The organism is Ciceribacter azotifigens, assembly GCF_048159625.1.
GTDB lineage: Bacteria > Pseudomonadota > Alphaproteobacteria > Rhizobiales > Rhizobiaceae > Allorhizobium > Allorhizobium azotifigens.
Map to the genome: position 1 here is coordinate 158,371 of NZ_JBLQTA010000004.1, position 16,428 is coordinate 174,798.

The window sequence follows — 16,428 nt, forward strand, 5'->3', positions numbered from 1 at the left end:
TCTCTCACCCCTTGAGCAGTCCGCCGGCGGACAGCACCGCCTCGGGCGTATCGACATCGAGATGGGCCGCCTCACCGAGTTCGACGTCGATGACGGCGAGCCCCGAGCCTTCGACGATCGAGCGCGCGCCGACATCGCCTTCGAGGGCCTGGACCGCCTCGAAGGTGGAGCGCGGCAGGATCACCGGATTGCCGCGCTTCCCGCCCGCGACCGCCCGGACGATCGCCCGGCCGCCGGCCTTGCCAAATGCCTCGATCAGGCGCCGCAGGTCCTGTGTGTCGAGACCGGGCATGTCGGCGAGCATCACCAGAATGCCGTCGGAGCGCCGCGCTGCCGGGCTCGCGAACCCGGCCTTCAACGAACTCGCCATGCCGCTCGCGTACTCCGGGTTATCGACGACATCGACGGCGAGCCCTTCGAGGAGACTGCGGATCGCGGCGGCACGATAGCCCGTCACGACGACGACGCCGTCGGCGCCGCTCTCGAGCGATATCCGTGCCGAGCGCCGGACGAGCGGTTCGCCCGAAAACTCCGCGAGCAGCTTGTGACCTCCGCTCTCGCCCATCCGGCTCGCGCTGCCCGCGGCCAACACAACGGCGATGACACGCGGCCGCGCCGGCTCGTCGGCGATCTCGCGCGGCATTGGCCGGCTCGGGATTTCCATGAGCAGGCCGCCGACCCCCATGCCGGTCAGGTCGTGCACCGTCGGTTTCTCGCCAGCGAGCAGCCGGTTCAAAACCCAATCGAAACCATTCTCCTTCGGCGAACGCGCACAACCGGGCGCGCCGATCACCGGCACCTCACCCACGTGGCCGAGCACGAGAAGATTGCCGGGGTCGACCGGCAGCCCCACCTGCTCGACGGTTCCGCCGGCCATCCGGATCGCCTCGGGCAGCACGTCGGCGGGATCGGCCACCGCCGAGGCGCCGAACAGGACCACCATCCGCGGCGCATCCCGCGGCTCTGCCAGCGCCTGTTCGATCGCTGCGGCCACCGCGTCCGCCCGATGCGCCACGCGCCGCTCGCCGACGACCCGGCTGCCGGACGCGGCGAGGCGCTGCTCCAGGACCCGGGCGGTCTTGTCCATCACCGAGGGCTTGAGCGACGGCAGCTCGGTCGCAACGAGCGAGACGGCATGGGCCCGATAGGGTTTGAGTTGGATCGGCAACGCCTCGCTGAAGACGGCAGCCGCGGCCTCGACGCTCGCACGCGGCGCGGCGAGCGGGATAACCTTGACGGTCGCGAGCATGTCGCCGTCCCGGACGTCGCTGTGATCGGCAAGGCAGGCAAAGGTGATCGCCGGGTCGATACGGTTGAAACGGTCGACCACCGCGCGATCGGCGGTGAAGAGGCCGTTGCAGGTGGCGTAGATGTTCACCCGGCCCGTCGCGGCGGCCGAGAGACGCAGATGCGCGGCGTCGATCGCAGCCGCCAGCATCGCCGCCGCGGCATCTTCGCCGAGGTCATCCGCTTCGATGCGGCAGGCGATGACCGACACGATGCCGGCCGCCTGAAGCGCCGCCACATCCGCATCGGTAATCCTGTGCCCCTTGCCGAGCCGCCCTTCCGGCAGCCGGACCGAATGGGCGAGGATCAGCCCTTCGGAGCCCTCGACCGGAAATTCGCCGAAAATCATCCGCGGGCCTCTTCCTGTGCGAGTTCGCGGCGGCGGAACGCCTGAATGATATCGGCAAGGATCGCGACCGCGATCTCTCCGGGAGTCGCAGCCCCGATGTCGAGGCCGATCGGTGCGGAAATGCGGGCGATCTCGCCATCGCCGAAGCCTTCGGCCTTCAACCGCTCCACCCGCTTGCCGTGGGTCTTCCGGCTGCCGAGCGCGCCCACGTAGAAGCATCCGGATTTCAACGCCATCGCAATGGGATAGTCGTCTATCTTCGGATCATGCGTGAGCGCCGCAAGCGCGGTGTAGCCGTCGAGCGGACGGGCCTTCAGCGCGTCCTCCGGCCAGTCGGCGACGAGGTCGGCACCGGAAAACCGCTCCGCAGTGGCAAAGGCCGTCCGCGGGTCGATGATCGCCAGGTCGAACCCGGCAATGCGGGCCATCGGATAGAGCGCCTGGCTGATGTGGACGGCACCGATCACCACGATGCGCGGCGGCGGCAGGTAGACATTGAGGAAGTGCGGACGTCCATCGATCTCGACTGAGCCGGACTTGCCGGAGCGCAGGCGGGCGGTGACTTCCACGCCGAGATCGCCCCCGATCGCCTCGCCTTCGACCACCAGGCGGCTGCAGCCATCATCAAGGCTGGTCACCAGCACGGCCGCCTTACGCGCCTGCCGCGCCGCGTTGAGTTCCTTCAGAAGCCGGGGATCCATCAGCCGAGCCTTTCGACATAGACGCGGATGCGTCCGCCGCAGGAAAGCCCGATCCGCCAGGCCGTCTCGTCGGCGACGCCGAATTCGAGCATTCTCGGCTCTTCCTTTTCGAGCACGTCGAGCGCCTCGGTGATGACCGCACCTTCCACGCAACCGCCGGAGACCGAACCGTGGAAATTGCCCTCGCCGTCGATCACCAGATGGCTGCCGACGGGTCGCGGCGCCGAGCCCCAGGTCTCCACGACGGTCGCGACTGCGACTTTGCGGCCCTCGTCGAGCCAGGTCTCGGCGATCGTCAGTGGATCGATCTCGTCAATGTCGTGTGCCATGATGCCCCTCCGGGAGAAAACGCCGCGGATCGCCGCCGCTACTGCGGCCGTCGCCGAGCGCGGCGACGAGGTCGCCGAGCGCGTTGAGATTATGGACCGGGCGCAACTCGTCGACATGCGGCAGCATCGCCCTGACGCCGCGCGCCCGCGCCTCGAATCCGTCGAAACGCAGAAGCGGGTTGAGCCAGATCAGGCGGCGGCAGGACCGGTGCAACCGGTCGATTTCGTGGACGAGAAGGTCGACGTCCTCCCGCTCCAGTCCATCAGTGATCAGAAGGACCACCGCGCCCTGGCCGAGCACGCGGCGCGACCATTTGTGATTGAACTCGCGGAGCGTCTCGCCGATGCGCGTGCCGCCCGACCAGTCCTTGACCGCACCCGCGCACTGCTCCAGCGCCTCGTCGGGATCGCGATTGCGCATCTGCCGCGTCACGTTGGTGAGCCGGGTGCCGAAGAGAAAGGTGTGCACACGCCGGCGCCGCTCGGTCATCGCATGCAGGAAATGCAGGAAGACGCGGGTGTACTGGCTCATCGAACCAGAAATGTCGGCGAGAATCACCAGCGGCGGATGCATCGTTCGGCGCTCGCGAAAGCGCGGAAGGATGAGCGCGCCCCCGGTCCGCATCGAGGCCCGCATCGTCGCCCGCGGATCGACCGATTGCGGCCGATGGGACGCGCGGTAGCGACGTACCGGCACCTCGTCGAAGGGCAGCACGAGCCTGCCGATCTCCTTGCGCGCCAGCGCCAGTTCCTCGGCCGACATCTGCGCGAAGTCCATGCCCCGCAGCACTTCGCTGCCGGAAACGGTGAAGCGCGCATCGATTTCGAGTTCCGGCTCCTCTTCTGCGCGGCCTTCGCGCTGCCGTTCGGCGAAGAGCGCGTCGTTCACCCTCGCCGCCCCGGCCCTGGCCTTGTCCTTCTCGCTGCGGTCGGGCGCCACCGGCGACATCATCGCGATCATCTTGCCGACAAGGTCGCGCGAGCGCCAGAAGAGACGGAAGGCCTCGTCGAACACCGCCTGATCCTCGTGCCGCTTGACGAAAACGGCGGAAAGCGCGGCGTGGAATTCCTCCCGCGAGCCGATCCCGATCGCATCGACCGCGGCAATCGCATCGGCCACCGAGCCGGGGCCCGGTTTCAGGCCGGCCTTACGCAGCACCCGCGCGAAAAAGGCAATGTTGTCGGCAAGACGGCCGTCGCCGACCGCAACCGGCGGAACGACGAGCCCATCCCTCCCGCCGGCCTCCCTCTCCATATCAGCCCACCGCCCTGAGTTCGGCTTCGATCTCCGAAAGGATCTTCCGGCCTTCACCGCCCTGGATGCGGGCGATGTCGTCCTGGTATTTCAAGAGCGTGCCCAGCGTGTCGGAAATGGTCTCCGGGTCGAGCGCCACGCGGTCGAGTTCGGTGAGCGCGGTCGCCCAGTCGATCGTCTCGGCGACCCCGGGATTCTTGAAGAGATCGACGGTCCGAAGCTTTTGCACATAGGCGACGACCTGCCGCGACAGGGCTTCGTTGCAGCCCGGCACCTTGCGGCGGATGATCTCCAGCTCCTGCCGGGCGTCGGGATAGTCGACCCAGTGGTAGAGGCAGCGGCGCTTCAATGCGTCGTGCACTTCGCGCGTCCGGTTGCTGGTGACGATGACGATCGGCGGATGCGCCGCCTTGACCGTGCCGAATTCCGGGATCGTCACCTGGAAGTCGGAAAGCACTTCGAGCAGGAACGCCTCGAAAGCCTCGTCGGTGCGATCGAGCTCATCGATCAGGAACACAGGCGCTCGGCCACCTTCGCTGGTCAGCGCCTGCAGGACCGGCCGGCGGATCAGGTAGCGCTCGGAGAAGATGTCGTGTTCGAGCCGGTCACGGTCGGATATCCCCGCCGCCTCGGAGAGACGGATCTCCAGCATCTGCGCCGGATAGTTCCACTCGTAGACGGCCGAGGCCACGTCCAGCCCCTCATAGCACTGGAGGCGGATCAGCGGCCGGTCGAGCGCCGCCGAAAGTACCTTGGCGATCTCGGTCTTGCCGACACCCGCCTCTCCTTCGAGAAACAGCGGACGTTCCATCTTCAGCGCGAGGAAGAGCACCGTGGCCAGGGATCGGCTGGCGAGATAGTCGCGCGACGACAAGAGGGCGAGCATCTCGTCGATCGTCGTCGGGATGCCCTCTACCGGTAAATTGGCCATTGTTCCTCCCTTTTCGGGAGGAGATTACAAGCTGTGATAGCCGCGGTCCAGATAGATGAGCGCCGGCTCGCGCGGCCCGAAGTGGACCGCCGCCACCTCGCCGAAGAGCACGGTGTGGGTCGCCGTCACCTTGCGGTCGGTGACCCTGCAGTCGAAGGCCGCCACCGCATCGCTCAGCACCGGTGCACCGGTCGAGAGCACCTGCCACTCTGCAAGCGCAAAGCGGGCGTCGGCCTCCTTCACGCCGAAGCCGGCGAAGGCGTTCGCGAGCGCCTCATGCTGCGCGCCGAGCGTATTGAGGGCAAAATAGCCGGCCTCGAAGAACACCGCATTGTTCGGATTGTTGTTGTTGAGGCAGACGAGGAGCATCGGCGGACGATCCGAGACCGAACAGGCGGCCGTGATCGTGACGCCGCGACGCACGCCCTCATATTCCGTCGTGACGATCTGGACGTGGCCCGCGTACCGGCTCATCGCCTCCCGATAAAGGACGGGATCCATCTGCTGTGTGTTCAACAATCGTTTGTCTCCGGGGCGAGAACTCCCGCCGCACATTGGTTTGCCCACAATATGGCTTGCAAGGTTTACATTTTCCACAACGGCGGCGATTTTTCGAAATCCGCCGTCCGCCGGCCAATTTGCGGTTTGTGCGGCCGGACGTCTCGGTTAAGCTGCGCCGGTTTCGTGAAGGAGAACAAGAATTTGAACCCCGCCTCGCGCCTGCTGCCGATCGTGCTCGCCGCGACGTTTCTGTCCGCGAAGGCCGCGGCAGCGGTAAGCATCGGCGTGGTCGCGCCGCAGTCCGGACCCTTCGCACTTCTCGGCAAACAGATTCAGGACGGCGCCGAAGCAGCGGCGGAGAGGCTCGGGATAGAGGTCCATCTTGTCGCCGAGACCTGTGAAACCGGCGGCGGCGAGATAATCGCCCGAGAACTGAGGGACGCGAAGGTCACGGCGGCGATCGGCTTTCTGTGCAGCGAGTCGCTCGATGGGGTCTTGCCGCTCCTCAAGGAGGCCGGCATTCCCGCGATCACTCTTTCGGTCCAGTGGAAGATGCTGATGGAGGATACCCTGAAGAACCAATGGCCGTTCTTCCGGATGGCGCCGACCGCCGGCGACGAGGCCGAGAAGGTGATCGAGGTCATCCTGCGGGACTGGTCCGGCGATGCCGTCGCGCTGGTCGAGGACGGGACGATTCACGGCCGCGAACTGGTGGAGGCCGTGCGGGCGGGCATCGAGGAGCGCGGCATGAAACCGGTCTTCACCGACACCTACCGGCCCGGACAGGAACAACAGGTCGCGCTGGTACGACGGCTGAAGAAGGCCGGGGCCACGCATGTCTTCGTCGGCGGCGACCGCAACGACGTAGCGGTCATCGCACGCGATGCGGCGGCCGAGAAGGCGACGCTGACCCTGATGGGCGGCGACGCGATGCGGGCGGCTGACCAGCCCGTCGCGCTCGCCGCCGGAACCCTGGCCGTCGCCCTGCCGGAATACGACACCTCCCCCTCGGCACAGGAGGCCGTCGCTCTTCTGCGCAGCAAGGGCATCGTCCCGGAGGGTTACGTGCTGCCCGCCTTCGCGAGCGTCGAGCTGGTCACCGATGCCGCGGGCCTCTCCTCGGCGATGGGCATGCCCGTTGCCGAGGCGCTGGCCGGAACCGCTTTCGACACGGCGATCGGCAGCGTCACCTTCGGTACCGATCATGAGCTTGCCGACAATCCATACACGTTGATGGCGTGGAAGGACGGACGCTTCGTATCCGTCGGCGCCGTCGGACAGTAGCGCCGCGCCGGTGCGGTTCAATACGGCCATTGCGGCTGCGAAAACACGCCGCCATCGACCCAGATCGTCTGGCCGGTGACGAACCCCGCCGCCTCGCTTGCAAGAAACAGCACCGGACCGGCGATGTCCTGAGGCGTGCCGACGCGCCGCAGCGGCGTCACCGCGCCCCACGTCTCGGCATAGTCCGGCGCTTCCATCTTCGTCCGCTCGGTCTCGATTGCACCCGGCGCGACGCAGTTGACGCGGATGCCGCTCGGCCCGAGTTCCACCGCCGCAACCTTGGTGAACTGTTCGACGCCGCCCTTCGACGCCGTGTAGTCGACGAGCCGTGGAAAGGCATGCTTGTTGCAGCCGGAGCCGATATTGATGATCGACCCGCCCTTGCCGGCGCTGACCATATGTCGGGCGACGATCTGCGTGTTCAGGAAGGTGCCCTTTAGGTTGGTGCGGATGACCGCGTCCCAGCGTTCCTCGGACAATTCGAGCAGGGGCGACCAGGTCTGGATACCGGCATTGTTGACCAGCACGTCAGGCGCCTGGCCCGCCCATGCCTCGGCTTCGGTGACGAAACGCTCCACGGCCGCGGCATCACCGACATCGCACGTCGCCGCCATGACCCGCCCGCCACCGGGGGCGCTGGCGACCGTTGTCTCCGCATCCTCGACGGCACCGAGGTAGCTGAAGGCAACGTCGTAGCCCTCCGCGACAAAGGCCGACACCAGGTGCCGCCCGATACCCGAACTTCCTCCGGTGATGATTGCAAACCGCTTCATGCCTCGCCTCCACAAACCACCCGCAGGGATGGCCCGACGAGCGGACAACGTCAAGTCGCCCGCCGTCCTCACCCTTGGTACGGTTGCCGCGCCCGGCCCGCAATGTTAAGGCGACGCCAAAGTCACCGCCGACAAGGAAAGAGCCCATGACCCGCCCGCTGCTGATCGCCCCTTCGATCCTCGCCTCCAATTTCGCGAAGCTCGGCCAGGAGGTCGCCGACGTCGTGGAAGCGGGCGCGGACTGGATCCATCTCGATGTCATGGACGGCCATTTCGTGCCGAACATCACCTTCGGCCCGCCGATCGTCAAGGCGCTCCGGCCCTACACCAAGGCCGTCTTCGACTGCCACCTGATGATTGCACCTGCCGATCCCTATCTCGAAGCCTTCGCCGACGCAGGCTGCGACTACATCACCGTTCATGCCGAGGCCGGTCCGCACCTTCATCGCTCGCTCCAGACTATCCGCGCGCTCGGCAAGAAGGCCGGCGTGTCGCTCAATCCGGCAACCCCGGTTTCGGTTCTCGAACATGTGCTCGACGACATCGACCTGCTCCTGATCATGAGCGTCAATCCGGGCTTCGGCGGACAGAAGTTCATTCCTGCCATGGTCGAGAAAATCGCCGAGGCGAACCGGATGATCGGCGATCGCCCCATCATGCTCCAGGTGGACGGCGGCATCACCGCCACCACGGCCCCGCTCGTCACCTCGGCCGGCGCCAACGTGCTGGTCGCGGGCTCGGCGATCTACAAGGGCGAAGGCGTTGACGACTACCGCAAAACCGTCGACAGTCTGAGAAAGGCTGCCGAAGAGGGACGTCGTTGAGGGGATTGCGGGGATCGCTTGCAGGACTGACGGCTGGTTTCGCGCTCGCCGCGACGGCCGCCACGGCCGGTGACATCGCCGGCTTCCGGTCGATCGGTTTTTCCGGCAACGGCAAGATCTACGCCTTCGAGGAATACGGCGTCCAGGACGGCTCCGGCTTTCCCTATTCGAACATCTACGTTCTCGACGCTGAAAAGGATACCTTCCTCCCCGGAACGCCGATCCGTGTGCGGATCGACGACGAGCAGGCAGGGCTCCGCGCCGCCCGAGCCGAAGCGGCGAAGAAGGCAGCCCCGCTCATCGAAGACAACGCCCTTTCCGACGAACCAGGGCAAGTCGTTGCCTTCAACCCGGTGACGGAAGTCGACTCCGACCCGCATCGGATCCGGTACCTGCCCTTCCCCAGCGATCCGCCCTTCGGCAAGCCCTATACGCTGGCGCTGGAGGAATATGCACTCCCCTCGCCGCCGGCCTGCAAGGACATCGTCGAGGAGGTCAGGGGCTTCCGGCTGCGGCTCACGGAGCGCGACGGCGCTGCTGCCACCGACCTCATCCACGAAGACGACCATCTGCCCGCAAACCGCAACTGCGCGACGGGCTACCGTCTTGCCGGGGTCGTGACCAATACGCCCTCGTCGGCACCTCCCGTCCACATCGCCCTCGTCCTCGTGCTGAGCTTCGGCTTCGAGGGGCGCGACGGACGCTGGATCGCCGTGCCGGTGCATCCCTGAACATGCTCCGGACCACCCGCCCGTCGCCGCTCACCTTGCGCGCCCGCCTCGCCGCCAGCATTCCGTCGGCCGGTCTCTGGCTTCTCGGCGCACCGGTTTGGGGCGCAGTCATGGCGCTTTCATGCCAGCTCGCGATGTGGATGCTGCACTGGACGCCCTACGCACACCGCGACCAGTTGCTGCTGCTCTTTTTGGGCGGCGGCATGCTCGGTTGGCTGACCGCCGTGCCCGTCACCCGCTTCTTCAGCCTCGACCGGCCCGTCGAGACCCGCTTTGCCGCCGGCTTCCTCTTTCTTTCCGTCGGTACGGTCGCCTTTACCGCCTTTCTCTTCGCCATGCAGTACCGTTCCTTCTACGCGCAGTGGCATGCGCCGTTCGGTACGCGGATCTGGGCGTTTCAGTTCGTCTTTACCTCCGCCTCGGCGGTCTTCCAGTTCTCAGTCCTGGGTCTGCGCCTCTTCCTGCCGTTCGGACTTGTCTTCCTCCTCGCGGCAAGCCTGCTGCTGGCACGCCGCAACCGTTGAGATTGCCGGCGGTCTTTGCTAAAGCGACGCCATCCCGCAGCTTTCCAGGAAAGATAGGCCTATGATCCCCCGCTATTCCCGGCCCGAAATGGTCGCCGTCTGGTCGCCCGAAACCAAGTTCCGCATCTGGTTCGAGATCGAGGCCCACGCTTGCGACGCGCTCGCCGAGATCGGCGTGATCCCGAAGGACGCTGCAAAGACCATCTGGGAAAAGGGTGGCGCGGCGGAGTTCAACGTCGCCCGCATCGATGAGATCGAGGCCGTCACCAAACATGACGTCATCGCCTTCCTCACCCATCTTGCCGAGTTCGTCGGCCCGGACAGCCGCTTCGTCCATCAGGGCATGACCTCGTCGGACGTGCTCGACACGACCTTCAACATCCAGCTCGTGCGCGCCGCCGACATCCTGCTGGCCGACATGGACCGCGTGCTTGCTGCGCTGAAGAGCCGCGCATTCGAGCACAAGGACACGATCCGCATCGGCCGCAGCCACGGCATCCATGCCGAGCCGACGACGATGGGCCTTACCTTCGCCCGCTTCTATGCCGAGATGAGCCGCAACCGTGCGCGCCTCGAAGCGGCACGCGCCGAAGTCGCGACGGGTGCAATCTCCGGCGCCGTCGGCACCTTCGCCAACATCGACCCGCGCGTCGAGGAACATGTCTGCGAAAAGCTTGGCCTGCAGCCCGAATCGATCTCGACGCAGGTCATTCCGCGCGACCGGCACGCGATGTTCTTCGCCACCCTCGGCGTCATCGCCTCCTCGATCGAGAACGTCGCGATCGAAATCCGCCACATGCAGCGCACGGAAGTCCTCGAGGCGGAAGAATTCTTCTCGCCCGGCCAGAAGGGTTCATCCGCCATGCCGCACAAGCGCAACCCGGTTCTGACGGAAAACCTCACAGGTCTTGCCCGCCTCGTACGCATGTCGGTCGTGCCGGCGCTGGAAAACGTAGCGCTCTGGCACGAGCGCGACATCAGCCATTCGAGCGTCGAGCGCGGCATCGGTCCCGACACGACGATCACGCTCGATTTCGCGCTCAACCGGCTCGCGGGCGTCGTCGAAAAGCTCGTGGTCTATCCCGAGAACATGCTGAAGAACCTCAACAAGTTCCGCGGCCTCGTCCATTCGCAGCGTGTACTTCTGGCGCTCACGCAGGCAGGCGTATCGCGTGAGGACGCCTATCGGCTCGTCCAGCGCAACGCCATGAAGGTCTGGGAACAGGGCAAGGATTTCCTTGAGGAACTGCTTGCCGACGAAGACGTGCGCAAGGCGCTCTCCGAAGAGCAGATCCGCGAGAAGTTCGATCTCGGCTATCACACCAAGAACGTCGACACGATCTTCAAGCGCGTTTTCGGCTGAGCCCTCTTCCTGTCAGCGAGGCGCCGTCCGCTCGAGCGGCGGCGCCTCTTCCGTATCGTCTCCCCTTGCCTTCAAACCGTCACCATCGGTCGAAAGGACAGGCTCCCGCGCATGGCGGTCACGCTTTGCGGCCTCGCCGAGAAGTGCATTGAGACGCTTCAATTCTTCCTCGTCGAGATTCTCGATTCCGATGAAACGGTTCTCCGCCTTGCTGCTCAGGATCAGTTCATCGAGCTTCGTCTGGATCGCCCGGGTGTCGCGCGACTGCGCGTTCTGAAGCACGAAGACCATCAGGAAGGTGATGATGGTCGTGCCGGTGTTGACCACCAGTTGCCAAGTCTCGCTGAAGTCGAACACCGGGCCCGTCAAGCCCCAGGCCACGATCGATGCAAGGGCGAGAGCGAAGACGGCAGGACGCCCGGTCCATTCCGAAACCGCCGTCGCAAACCGCGCGAAGATACTGATTTTGTCTGTCATTTGTGTACCGCCAGTGAAAAGTCGCAGTTAAACGCGCGAAGTGGCACGACGTTCCGGCGCGTCCGAACACGCTTCCACATTGACTTGCGTCAAGACCGACAGCAGAACATTCGTTCATACGGAAATGGCAATACATCCGCCGGCGAATGGCGTCCGCCCAGGGAGAACGATAGAATGCCGCATCGCAGTTCAGCCGGAGGTCGCTTCATCGGCTTGTCCGCGCCGGCGCTTGCCACTGCCTACGTTGTCCTGACAGCCGGCCCCGTCCTGCTCGCCTCGTTCACCGGAGGGCCGCAGGGAGCGACGGTGTTTCCGCTGCTTGCACGCGCTGCAGGCGTAGCGGCACTTGCCATGTTCCTGATGCAGTTCGTGACCTCGGGCCGCTTCGAAACCATCTCGGGTCGGATCGGTCTCGACCGGACAATGGGCTTTCACCGGCTCGCCGCCGTCGGCGCTCTCGGAATGCTCGGCCTCCACATCGTCTTCTTCCTCTTTCGACCCAGCGAAAGCGGTGTCGCGGCGATGGCGCGACGGTTGTTCGCATATCTCCTGAGACCAGACCTGCTGACCGGCGTGATTGCCACTCTGCTTGTGGTTCTCCTCATCCTCACCGGCAAATATCTGCGCGGAAGGCTGTTGCCCTACCAGGGATGGCGGCTCGGTCACGGGGCGATGGCGGTGGCGCTCGTGCTGCTCGGGCTCCACCACGCGTTCACGAACGCACGCTTCATGGCCGATCCCCTCGGCGCTTCCGCCTTGCTCTTCATCGCCCTCGTTGCGCTGGCATCGCTTCTCGTCGTCTATGTCCTCCGGCCCGTCCACGCCTTCCGCAACGGGTTCACGGTCGCCTCGGCGCGCGCGCTCAGCCCCTCAATCGCCGAGCTCGTGCTGACAACGGATACGCCCGAGCGCTTTTCCTTTGCCGCCGGTCAGTTCGCCTGGCTAACGATCGGCCGCCGCCACACCGTCACCGACAATCCCTTCTCGATCGCCTCCGCTCCCTCTGACCTGCCGCAGCTGCGCTTCCTGATCCGCAACGCCGGGGACATGAGCGGCGCCGTCACCGGCCTTGCGCCGGGAACGCGTATCGGCGTCGACGGGCCGCACGGGAGCTTCACGCTGCGTGAGGCCGGCGACGGTCCAATCCTGCTTCTCGCCGGCGGCATCGGCATAGCGCCGGTGCTGAGCCTTGTGCGCGCACTCGCCACGACAGGCGATTCACGGCCAGTGCGGCTGATCGCCGGCGCCCGGTCGGCCGCCGACCACGTCGTTCGGAAGGAGATCGAGGCCTTGATGGCGGGACACGATTTCAGGGCAATCTTCCTCACGGACATGGACGACGACGCGGGTTGCGAACAAGGAACCTGCGATGCCGGTCACCTCGCTCGAATTGTCGACGGCCTTGATCCCGCTGGGGTCACTGCCTTCGTCTGTGGTCCGCCCGCCATGATGGAGACCGCTGTCGGCTTGCTCGTGGAAGCTGGCGTCCCGCCTGGCCGGATCGTCATGGAGCGCTTCGACTTCGACGCCGGCGATGATGCCGTTTGCCGGATGGTCAGGCGTCGCTTCATCTCGGTCATGGCACTGGTCTACGGTGCGACATTTGCCGTGGCTCTCACCGCGGCTCTCTTACGCTAGCTCGCAAGAGGAGGCTATTTTCTGCCTGCGGCCGCCGCGCTCGTCTTGACGCGGCGCCATCGCGAACGCAGATAAGCGGCATGAAAGCGTCCGACGTCGATATTCTCATTATTCCCGGTTACACCAATTCCGGGCCCGATCACTGGCAGAGCCGCTGGCAGGCGAAACTCTCGACAGCCCGCCGTGTGGAACAGGCCGAATGGTCGAAGCCCGTCAGGGAGGACTGGGTGGAGCGCGTGGTCGAGGAGGTGAATTCCTCGACCCGACCGGTGGTTCTGGTCGCCCATTCACTGGGCGTCGCAACCGCCGTTCACGCTGTGCCGCGCTTCACGAGCACAGTCGCCGGCGCCTTCTTCGTCGCGCCGCCGGACGTCGCCAATCCGCAGATCAGGCCGAAACACCTGATGACCTTCGGACCTTACCCACGCGATCCACTGCCGTTTCCGTCGATCACCGTGGCAAGCCGGAATGACCCCTTCGGCGCATTCGAGCAGGCGGAGGACGTGGCTGGCGCCTGGGGCTCGCTGCTTCTCGATGCCGGCGAGTGCGGGCACATCAACGCCGAGTCTGGCCATGGTCCATGGCCAGAAGGCACGATGGTCTTCGCGCAATTTCTCGCACGACTTTAGTAAACAAGGCGGCGCAACGCCATGCGCCACGACAGTGACTTTTGCCGCATCGGCGGCGAGTTCGTCTTCCTGGCGGCCTATGACGGCGACTAGGACGAGCTCGCGGTCATGGCAGAGCGGCGGCGTGGCACGATCATCGAGGTGGAAATGCGGAACAGGTCCGCGTTCTCGCCAAATTGCGCTGCGACGTGCCGCAGGGCTACGGCCCGGCAAAACCGATGGCGATGGAAGACACGTTCGCCTTCCTGCGTGGAGAGCGTTGGTGCGCTGTGAGCGGCGCGGTCGCAAGGACCGCGCCCACGGGAACTGTTATTCGCTCTGGACCTGATCGACGGCCTGGGCGAGGAAGTCGCTCATCTTGACGCGCAGCTCCTGCTCGTCAACCGAAACGCCGGCGGCGGCGAGATCGTCGCGGACCTTGCGGAAAACGTCTTCATGGCCCGCTTCCTCGAAATCCGAGGCGACGACTTCCTTGGCATAGGCTTCCGGATCCTTGCCCATCAGCGCGGCCGCCCAGAAACCGAGCAGCTTGTTGCGCCGCGCTTCGGCCCGGAACTTCAGTTCCTGATCGTGCGCGAACTTGTTTTCAAATGCCTTTTCGCGATCGCTCATGCCGCTCATCTGTGTCTCCCAAAAACTAGCGCCATCCAAGGGGTTTCCGCCCCCATTAATCAAAAGCCCCGTCAAAGTCCAATGCGAAGTTAGGCGGATATGGGGCCTTCCGTCCGGGATCTGAGGATTTGATCGAAACGGACAACACCTGCATTGTGAAAACCGTTGTTTTCCGCTATGGGACCGCAACATATCGATCCACGCGTCCGCGATGTGACGCCAACAGCAGAGACAACCAGCCATGAACCGTCGCCGCCGTGTTTACGAGGGCAAGGCCAAGATCCTTTATGAAGGACCGGAGCCGGGCACGCTGATCCAACACTTCAAGGACGACGCCACCGCTTTCAACAAGAAGAAGCACGACGTCATCGACGGCAAGGGTGTGCTCAACAACCGCATCTCCGAGTACGTCTTCACGCACCTCAACAAGATCGGAATTCCGACTCATTTCATCCGCCGGATCAACATGCGCGAGCAGCTGATCAAGGAAGTGGAGATGATCCCGCTCGAGATCGTCGTGCGCAACGTCGCCGCCGGCTCGCTCGCCCGGCGCCTCGGCATCGAGGAAGGCGTGGTCCTGCCCCGCTCGATCATCGAATTCTACTATAAGTCCGATGCGCTCGACGACCCGATGGTCTCCGAAGAACACATCACCGCCTTCGGCTGGGCCAATCCCGCCGAACTCGACGACATCATGGCGCTCGCCATCCGCGTCAACGACTTCCTGAGCGGCCTCTTCCTCGGCGTCGGGATTCAGCTGATCGACTTCAAGATCGAATGCGGCCGCCTCTACGAGGGCGACATGATGCGCATCATTCTCGCCGACGAGATCTCCCCCGATTCGTGCCGCCTTTGGGACATCGAAACCAAGGAGAAGATGGACAAGGACCGGTTCCGTCAGGATCTCGGCGGGTTGCTCGAAGCCTATCAGGAAGTGGCCCGCCGCCTCGGCATCATCAATTTGAATGAACCGCTGCGCGGCACCGGGCCGGTTCTGGTCAAGTAAGGACAGGAGAAGCCTATAGTGATCAAGGCACGCGTGACCGTAACTTTGAAGAACGGCGTTCTGGACCCGCAGGGCAAGGCGATCGAAGGCGCCCTCTCCGCGCTCGGTTTCGAAGGCGTCGACCATGTCCGCCAGGGCAAGGTCTTCGACCTCGAGCTCGAAGGCACCGATAAGACGAAGGCGGAAGCCGACCTCAAGGCCATGTGCGAGAAACTCCTCGCAAACACGGTCATCGAGAACTATACTATCTCCATCGCCTGAGGGTTGAAGGAGCCGGCCGTGGCCGAGGTGACCAGCGAACTGATGTACGAGCTGCTGAAGAAGCTAAATCACCGATTTGACAAGGTTGATATCGCCATCAGCGAGCTGCGCGCAGACAATCAGACATTGAGGTCCCAGCTGCACGTACTGCAGGGTGACGTCAATAATCTGCGGGTTACCATCGGCCACGTCGAGAACCGCCTCGACCGCATCGAAAACCGTCTGGAGCTGCGCGAGCTTCAGGAAGCCCAAGCAAGGTTTGATCCCCACCCATGAAATCAGCCGTCCTTCAACTCCCCGGCCTCAACCGCGACCGCGACATGATTGCCGCGCTCACCAAAATTTCCGGCAAGGCTCCGCTCACCGTCTGGCAGACCGAGACGGAGATTCCGGAAAGCGTCGACCTGATCGTCATTCCGGGCGGTTTCTCCTACGGCGACTATCTGCGCTGCGGCGCGATCGCTGCTCGTATGCCGGTGATGCAGGCGGTCAAGGCGGCGGCAGAACGCGGCACCAAGGTGCTCGGCGTCTGTAACGGCTTCCAGATTCTCGTCGAAGCGGGCATGCTGCCGGGCGCGCTGATGCGCAACGCCTCGCTGAAATTCGTCTGCAAGGAAATCAAGCTCGAGGTCGTCAACGCCGAGACGGATTTCACCCGCGCCTATTCGAAGGGCCAGATTCTCCGTTGCCCCGTAGCCCATCACGACGGCAACTATTTCGCCGACGACGAGACGCTGAAGCGCCTCGAGGACAACGGCCAGGTCGTCTTCCGTTACGCCGAGGGCACCAACCCGAACGGCTCGATCCACGACATCGCCGGCGTGATCAACGCCCGGGGCAATGTCCTCGGCATGATGCCGCACCCGGAGAACCTGATCGAGGCGGCTCACGGCGGCAGCGACGGCCGCGGCCTCTTCGCCTCGGCTCTCGACGTCATCGCAGCCTGACGTCAC

20 protein-coding genes are annotated in these 16,428 nt (G+C 64.8%); 11 read left to right on the top strand and 9 right to left on the bottom strand.

The window, feature by feature from the left end:
- Positions 1 to 4: 4 nt before the first annotated feature.
- From ACM6UT_RS08115 to ACM6UT_RS08140, 6 genes are read right to left on the bottom strand one after another with little or no spacing between them, the layout of a single operon-like run.
- Positions 5 to 1,636: an NTP transferase domain-containing protein gene (locus tag ACM6UT_RS08115; protein WP_416796843.1), complete on the bottom strand. Its 1,632-nt coding sequence runs from the start codon at positions 1,634 to 1,636 to the stop codon at positions 5 to 7.
- Complete coding sequence (locus ACM6UT_RS08120; RefSeq protein WP_416796844.1) at positions 1,633 to 2,337, bottom strand: XdhC family protein; 705 nt, start codon at positions 2,335 to 2,337, stop codon at positions 1,633 to 1,635. Before ACM6UT_RS08120 ends, ACM6UT_RS08115 begins: the two co-directional genes overlap by 4 nt.
- Positions 2,337 to 2,666: an XdhC family protein gene (locus ACM6UT_RS08125; protein ID WP_416796845.1), complete on the bottom strand. Its 330-nt coding sequence runs from the start codon at positions 2,664 to 2,666 to the stop codon at positions 2,337 to 2,339. The genes ACM6UT_RS08120 and ACM6UT_RS08125 overlap by 1 nt, the downstream gene beginning before the upstream one ends.
- Positions 2,650 to 3,921, bottom strand: coding sequence for a vWA domain-containing protein (locus ACM6UT_RS08130; protein WP_416796846.1), 1,272 nt, complete (start codon positions 3,919 to 3,921; stop codon positions 2,650 to 2,652). The genes ACM6UT_RS08125 and ACM6UT_RS08130 overlap by 17 nt, the downstream gene beginning before the upstream one ends.
- Before the next feature lies 1 nt (position 3,922).
- Entirely contained in the window at positions 3,923 to 4,852 is a 930-nt protein-coding gene (locus ACM6UT_RS08135) for an AAA family ATPase (protein ID WP_416796847.1), read from the bottom strand.
- 24 nt (positions 4,853 to 4,876) lie between these two features.
- Positions 4,877 to 5,371 (bottom strand): flavin reductase, encoded by a 495-nt coding sequence (locus tag ACM6UT_RS08140; RefSeq protein ID WP_416796848.1) that lies wholly within the window; start codon positions 5,369 to 5,371, stop codon positions 4,877 to 4,879.
- Positions 5,372 to 5,554: 183 nt separating this feature from the next.
- Here ACM6UT_RS08140 and ACM6UT_RS08145 point away from each other — a divergent pair, with 183 nt between their 5' ends.
- Positions 5,555 to 6,637, top strand: coding sequence for a branched-chain amino acid ABC transporter substrate-binding protein (locus ACM6UT_RS08145; protein ID WP_416796849.1), 1,083 nt, complete (start codon positions 5,555 to 5,557; stop codon positions 6,635 to 6,637).
- Positions 6,638 to 6,654: 17 nt separating this feature from the next.
- Here ACM6UT_RS08145 and ACM6UT_RS08150 read toward each other — a convergent pair whose 3' ends face one another.
- Positions 6,655 to 7,410, bottom strand: coding sequence for an SDR family NAD(P)-dependent oxidoreductase (locus tag ACM6UT_RS08150; protein ID WP_416796850.1), 756 nt, complete (start codon positions 7,408 to 7,410; stop codon positions 6,655 to 6,657).
- Between the two features lie 146 nt (positions 7,411 to 7,556).
- Between ACM6UT_RS08150 and rpe the strand changes: the two genes are divergently transcribed.
- From rpe to purB, 4 genes are all read left to right on the top strand, one after another.
- Positions 7,557 to 8,234 carry a ribulose-phosphate 3-epimerase gene (gene rpe / locus ACM6UT_RS08155; protein ID WP_416796851.1) on the top strand — a complete coding sequence of 226 codons (678 nt, stop codon included), beginning with the start codon at positions 7,557 to 7,559 and terminating at the stop codon, positions 8,232 to 8,234.
- Positions 8,231 to 8,965 carry a DUF2259 domain-containing protein gene (locus ACM6UT_RS08160; RefSeq protein ID WP_416796852.1) on the top strand — a complete coding sequence of 245 codons (735 nt, stop codon included), beginning with the start codon at positions 8,231 to 8,233 and terminating at the stop codon, positions 8,963 to 8,965. Before rpe ends, ACM6UT_RS08160 begins: the two co-directional genes overlap by 4 nt.
- 2 nt (positions 8,966 to 8,967) lie before the next feature.
- The gene (locus ACM6UT_RS08165) at positions 8,968 to 9,489 is read left to right on the top strand and encodes a hypothetical protein (protein ID WP_416796853.1); all 522 of its coding nucleotides are present in this window, start codon (positions 8,968 to 8,970) and stop codon (positions 9,487 to 9,489) included.
- Between the two features lie 61 nt (positions 9,490 to 9,550).
- Complete coding sequence (gene purB, locus ACM6UT_RS08170; RefSeq protein ID WP_416796854.1) at positions 9,551 to 10,852, top strand: adenylosuccinate lyase; 1,302 nt, start codon at positions 9,551 to 9,553, stop codon at positions 10,850 to 10,852.
- Positions 10,853 to 10,864: 12 nt separating this feature from the next.
- Here the strand turns inward: purB and ACM6UT_RS08175 are convergent, their stop codons facing one another.
- Positions 10,865 to 11,329 (bottom strand): low affinity iron permease family protein, encoded by a 465-nt coding sequence (locus tag ACM6UT_RS08175; RefSeq protein WP_416796855.1) that lies wholly within the window; start codon positions 11,327 to 11,329, stop codon positions 10,865 to 10,867.
- Between the two features lie 174 nt (positions 11,330 to 11,503).
- Between ACM6UT_RS08175 and ACM6UT_RS08180 the strand changes: the two genes are divergently transcribed.
- Positions 11,504 to 12,967: a ferredoxin reductase family protein gene (locus tag ACM6UT_RS08180; protein ID WP_416796856.1), complete on the top strand. Its 1,464-nt coding sequence runs from the start codon at positions 11,504 to 11,506 to the stop codon at positions 12,965 to 12,967.
- 80 nt (positions 12,968 to 13,047) lie between these two features.
- Positions 13,048 to 13,596, top strand: coding sequence for an RBBP9/YdeN family alpha/beta hydrolase (locus tag ACM6UT_RS08185; protein WP_416796857.1), 549 nt, complete (start codon positions 13,048 to 13,050; stop codon positions 13,594 to 13,596).
- Positions 13,597 to 13,905: 309 nt separating this feature from the next.
- Here the strand turns inward: ACM6UT_RS08185 and ACM6UT_RS08190 are convergent, their stop codons facing one another.
- On the bottom strand, positions 13,906 to 14,217 hold the full coding sequence (locus ACM6UT_RS08190; protein ID WP_416796858.1) for a DUF1476 domain-containing protein: 312 nt from the start codon (positions 14,215 to 14,217) through the stop codon (positions 13,906 to 13,908).
- A 232-nt stretch (positions 14,218 to 14,449) separates the two neighbouring features.
- Between ACM6UT_RS08190 and purC the strand changes: the two genes are divergently transcribed.
- From purC to purQ, 4 genes are read left to right on the top strand one after another with little or no spacing between them, the layout of a single operon-like run.
- The gene (purC, locus tag ACM6UT_RS08195) at positions 14,450 to 15,214 is read left to right on the top strand and encodes a phosphoribosylaminoimidazolesuccinocarboxamide synthase (RefSeq protein ID WP_148153304.1); all 765 of its coding nucleotides are present in this window, start codon (positions 14,450 to 14,452) and stop codon (positions 15,212 to 15,214) included.
- 18 nt (positions 15,215 to 15,232) lie between these two features.
- On the top strand, positions 15,233 to 15,475 hold the full coding sequence (purS, locus tag ACM6UT_RS08200; protein ID WP_148161294.1) for a phosphoribosylformylglycinamidine synthase subunit PurS: 243 nt from the start codon (positions 15,233 to 15,235) through the stop codon (positions 15,473 to 15,475).
- An 18-nt stretch (positions 15,476 to 15,493) separates the two neighbouring features.
- A complete protein-coding gene (locus ACM6UT_RS08205; RefSeq protein ID WP_416796859.1) occupies positions 15,494 to 15,751 on the top strand; it encodes a hypothetical protein in 258 nt (85 codons plus the stop codon).
- The gene (gene purQ / locus ACM6UT_RS08210; protein WP_148177357.1) at positions 15,748 to 16,422 is read left to right on the top strand and encodes a phosphoribosylformylglycinamidine synthase subunit PurQ; all 675 of its coding nucleotides are present in this window, start codon (positions 15,748 to 15,750) and stop codon (positions 16,420 to 16,422) included. The genes ACM6UT_RS08205 and purQ overlap by 4 nt, the downstream gene beginning before the upstream one ends.
- Positions 16,423 to 16,428: the final 6 nt, after the last annotated feature.

Excerpts from the sequence above, each read along its gene's own strand:
- ACM6UT_RS08150 (WP_416796850.1), bottom strand. The coding sequence starts at position 7,410 with ATGAAGCGGTTTGCAATCATCACCGGAGGAAGTTCGGGTATCGGGCGG.
- rpe (WP_416796851.1), top strand. The coding sequence starts at position 7,557 with ATGACCCGCCCGCTGCTGATCGCCCCTTCGATCCTCGCCTCCAATTTC.
- purB (WP_416796854.1), top strand. The coding sequence starts at position 9,551 with ATGATCCCCCGCTATTCCCGGCCCGAAATGGTCGCCGTCTGGTCGCCC.
- ACM6UT_RS08180 (WP_416796856.1), top strand. The coding sequence starts at position 11,504 with ATGCCGCATCGCAGTTCAGCCGGAGGTCGCTTCATCGGCTTGTCCGCG.
- ACM6UT_RS08115 (WP_416796843.1), bottom strand. The coding sequence starts at position 1,636 with ATGATTTTCGGCGAATTTCCGGTCGAGGGCTCCGAAGGGCTGATCCTC.
- ACM6UT_RS08125 (WP_416796845.1), bottom strand. The coding sequence starts at position 2,666 with ATGGCACACGACATTGACGAGATCGATCCACTGACGATCGCCGAGACC.
- purQ (WP_148177357.1), top strand. The coding sequence starts at position 15,748 with ATGAAATCAGCCGTCCTTCAACTCCCCGGCCTCAACCGCGACCGCGAC.
- ACM6UT_RS08185 (WP_416796857.1), top strand. The coding sequence starts at position 13,048 with ATGAAAGCGTCCGACGTCGATATTCTCATTATTCCCGGTTACACCAAT.
- purC (WP_148153304.1), top strand. The coding sequence starts at position 14,450 with ATGAACCGTCGCCGCCGTGTTTACGAGGGCAAGGCCAAGATCCTTTAT.
- ACM6UT_RS08165 (WP_416796853.1), top strand. The coding sequence starts at position 8,968 with ATGCTCCGGACCACCCGCCCGTCGCCGCTCACCTTGCGCGCCCGCCTC.
- ACM6UT_RS08190 (WP_416796858.1), bottom strand. The coding sequence starts at position 14,217 with ATGAGCGGCATGAGCGATCGCGAAAAGGCATTTGAAAACAAGTTCGCG.
- ACM6UT_RS08130 (WP_416796846.1), bottom strand. The coding sequence starts at position 3,921 with ATGGAGAGGGAGGCCGGCGGGAGGGATGGGCTCGTCGTTCCGCCGGTT.
- ACM6UT_RS08175 (WP_416796855.1), bottom strand. The coding sequence starts at position 11,329 with ATGACAGACAAAATCAGTATCTTCGCGCGGTTTGCGACGGCGGTTTCG.
- ACM6UT_RS08120 (WP_416796844.1), bottom strand. The coding sequence starts at position 2,337 with ATGGATCCCCGGCTTCTGAAGGAACTCAACGCGGCGCGGCAGGCGCGT.
- ACM6UT_RS08135 (WP_416796847.1), bottom strand. The coding sequence starts at position 4,852 with ATGGCCAATTTACCGGTAGAGGGCATCCCGACGACGATCGACGAGATG.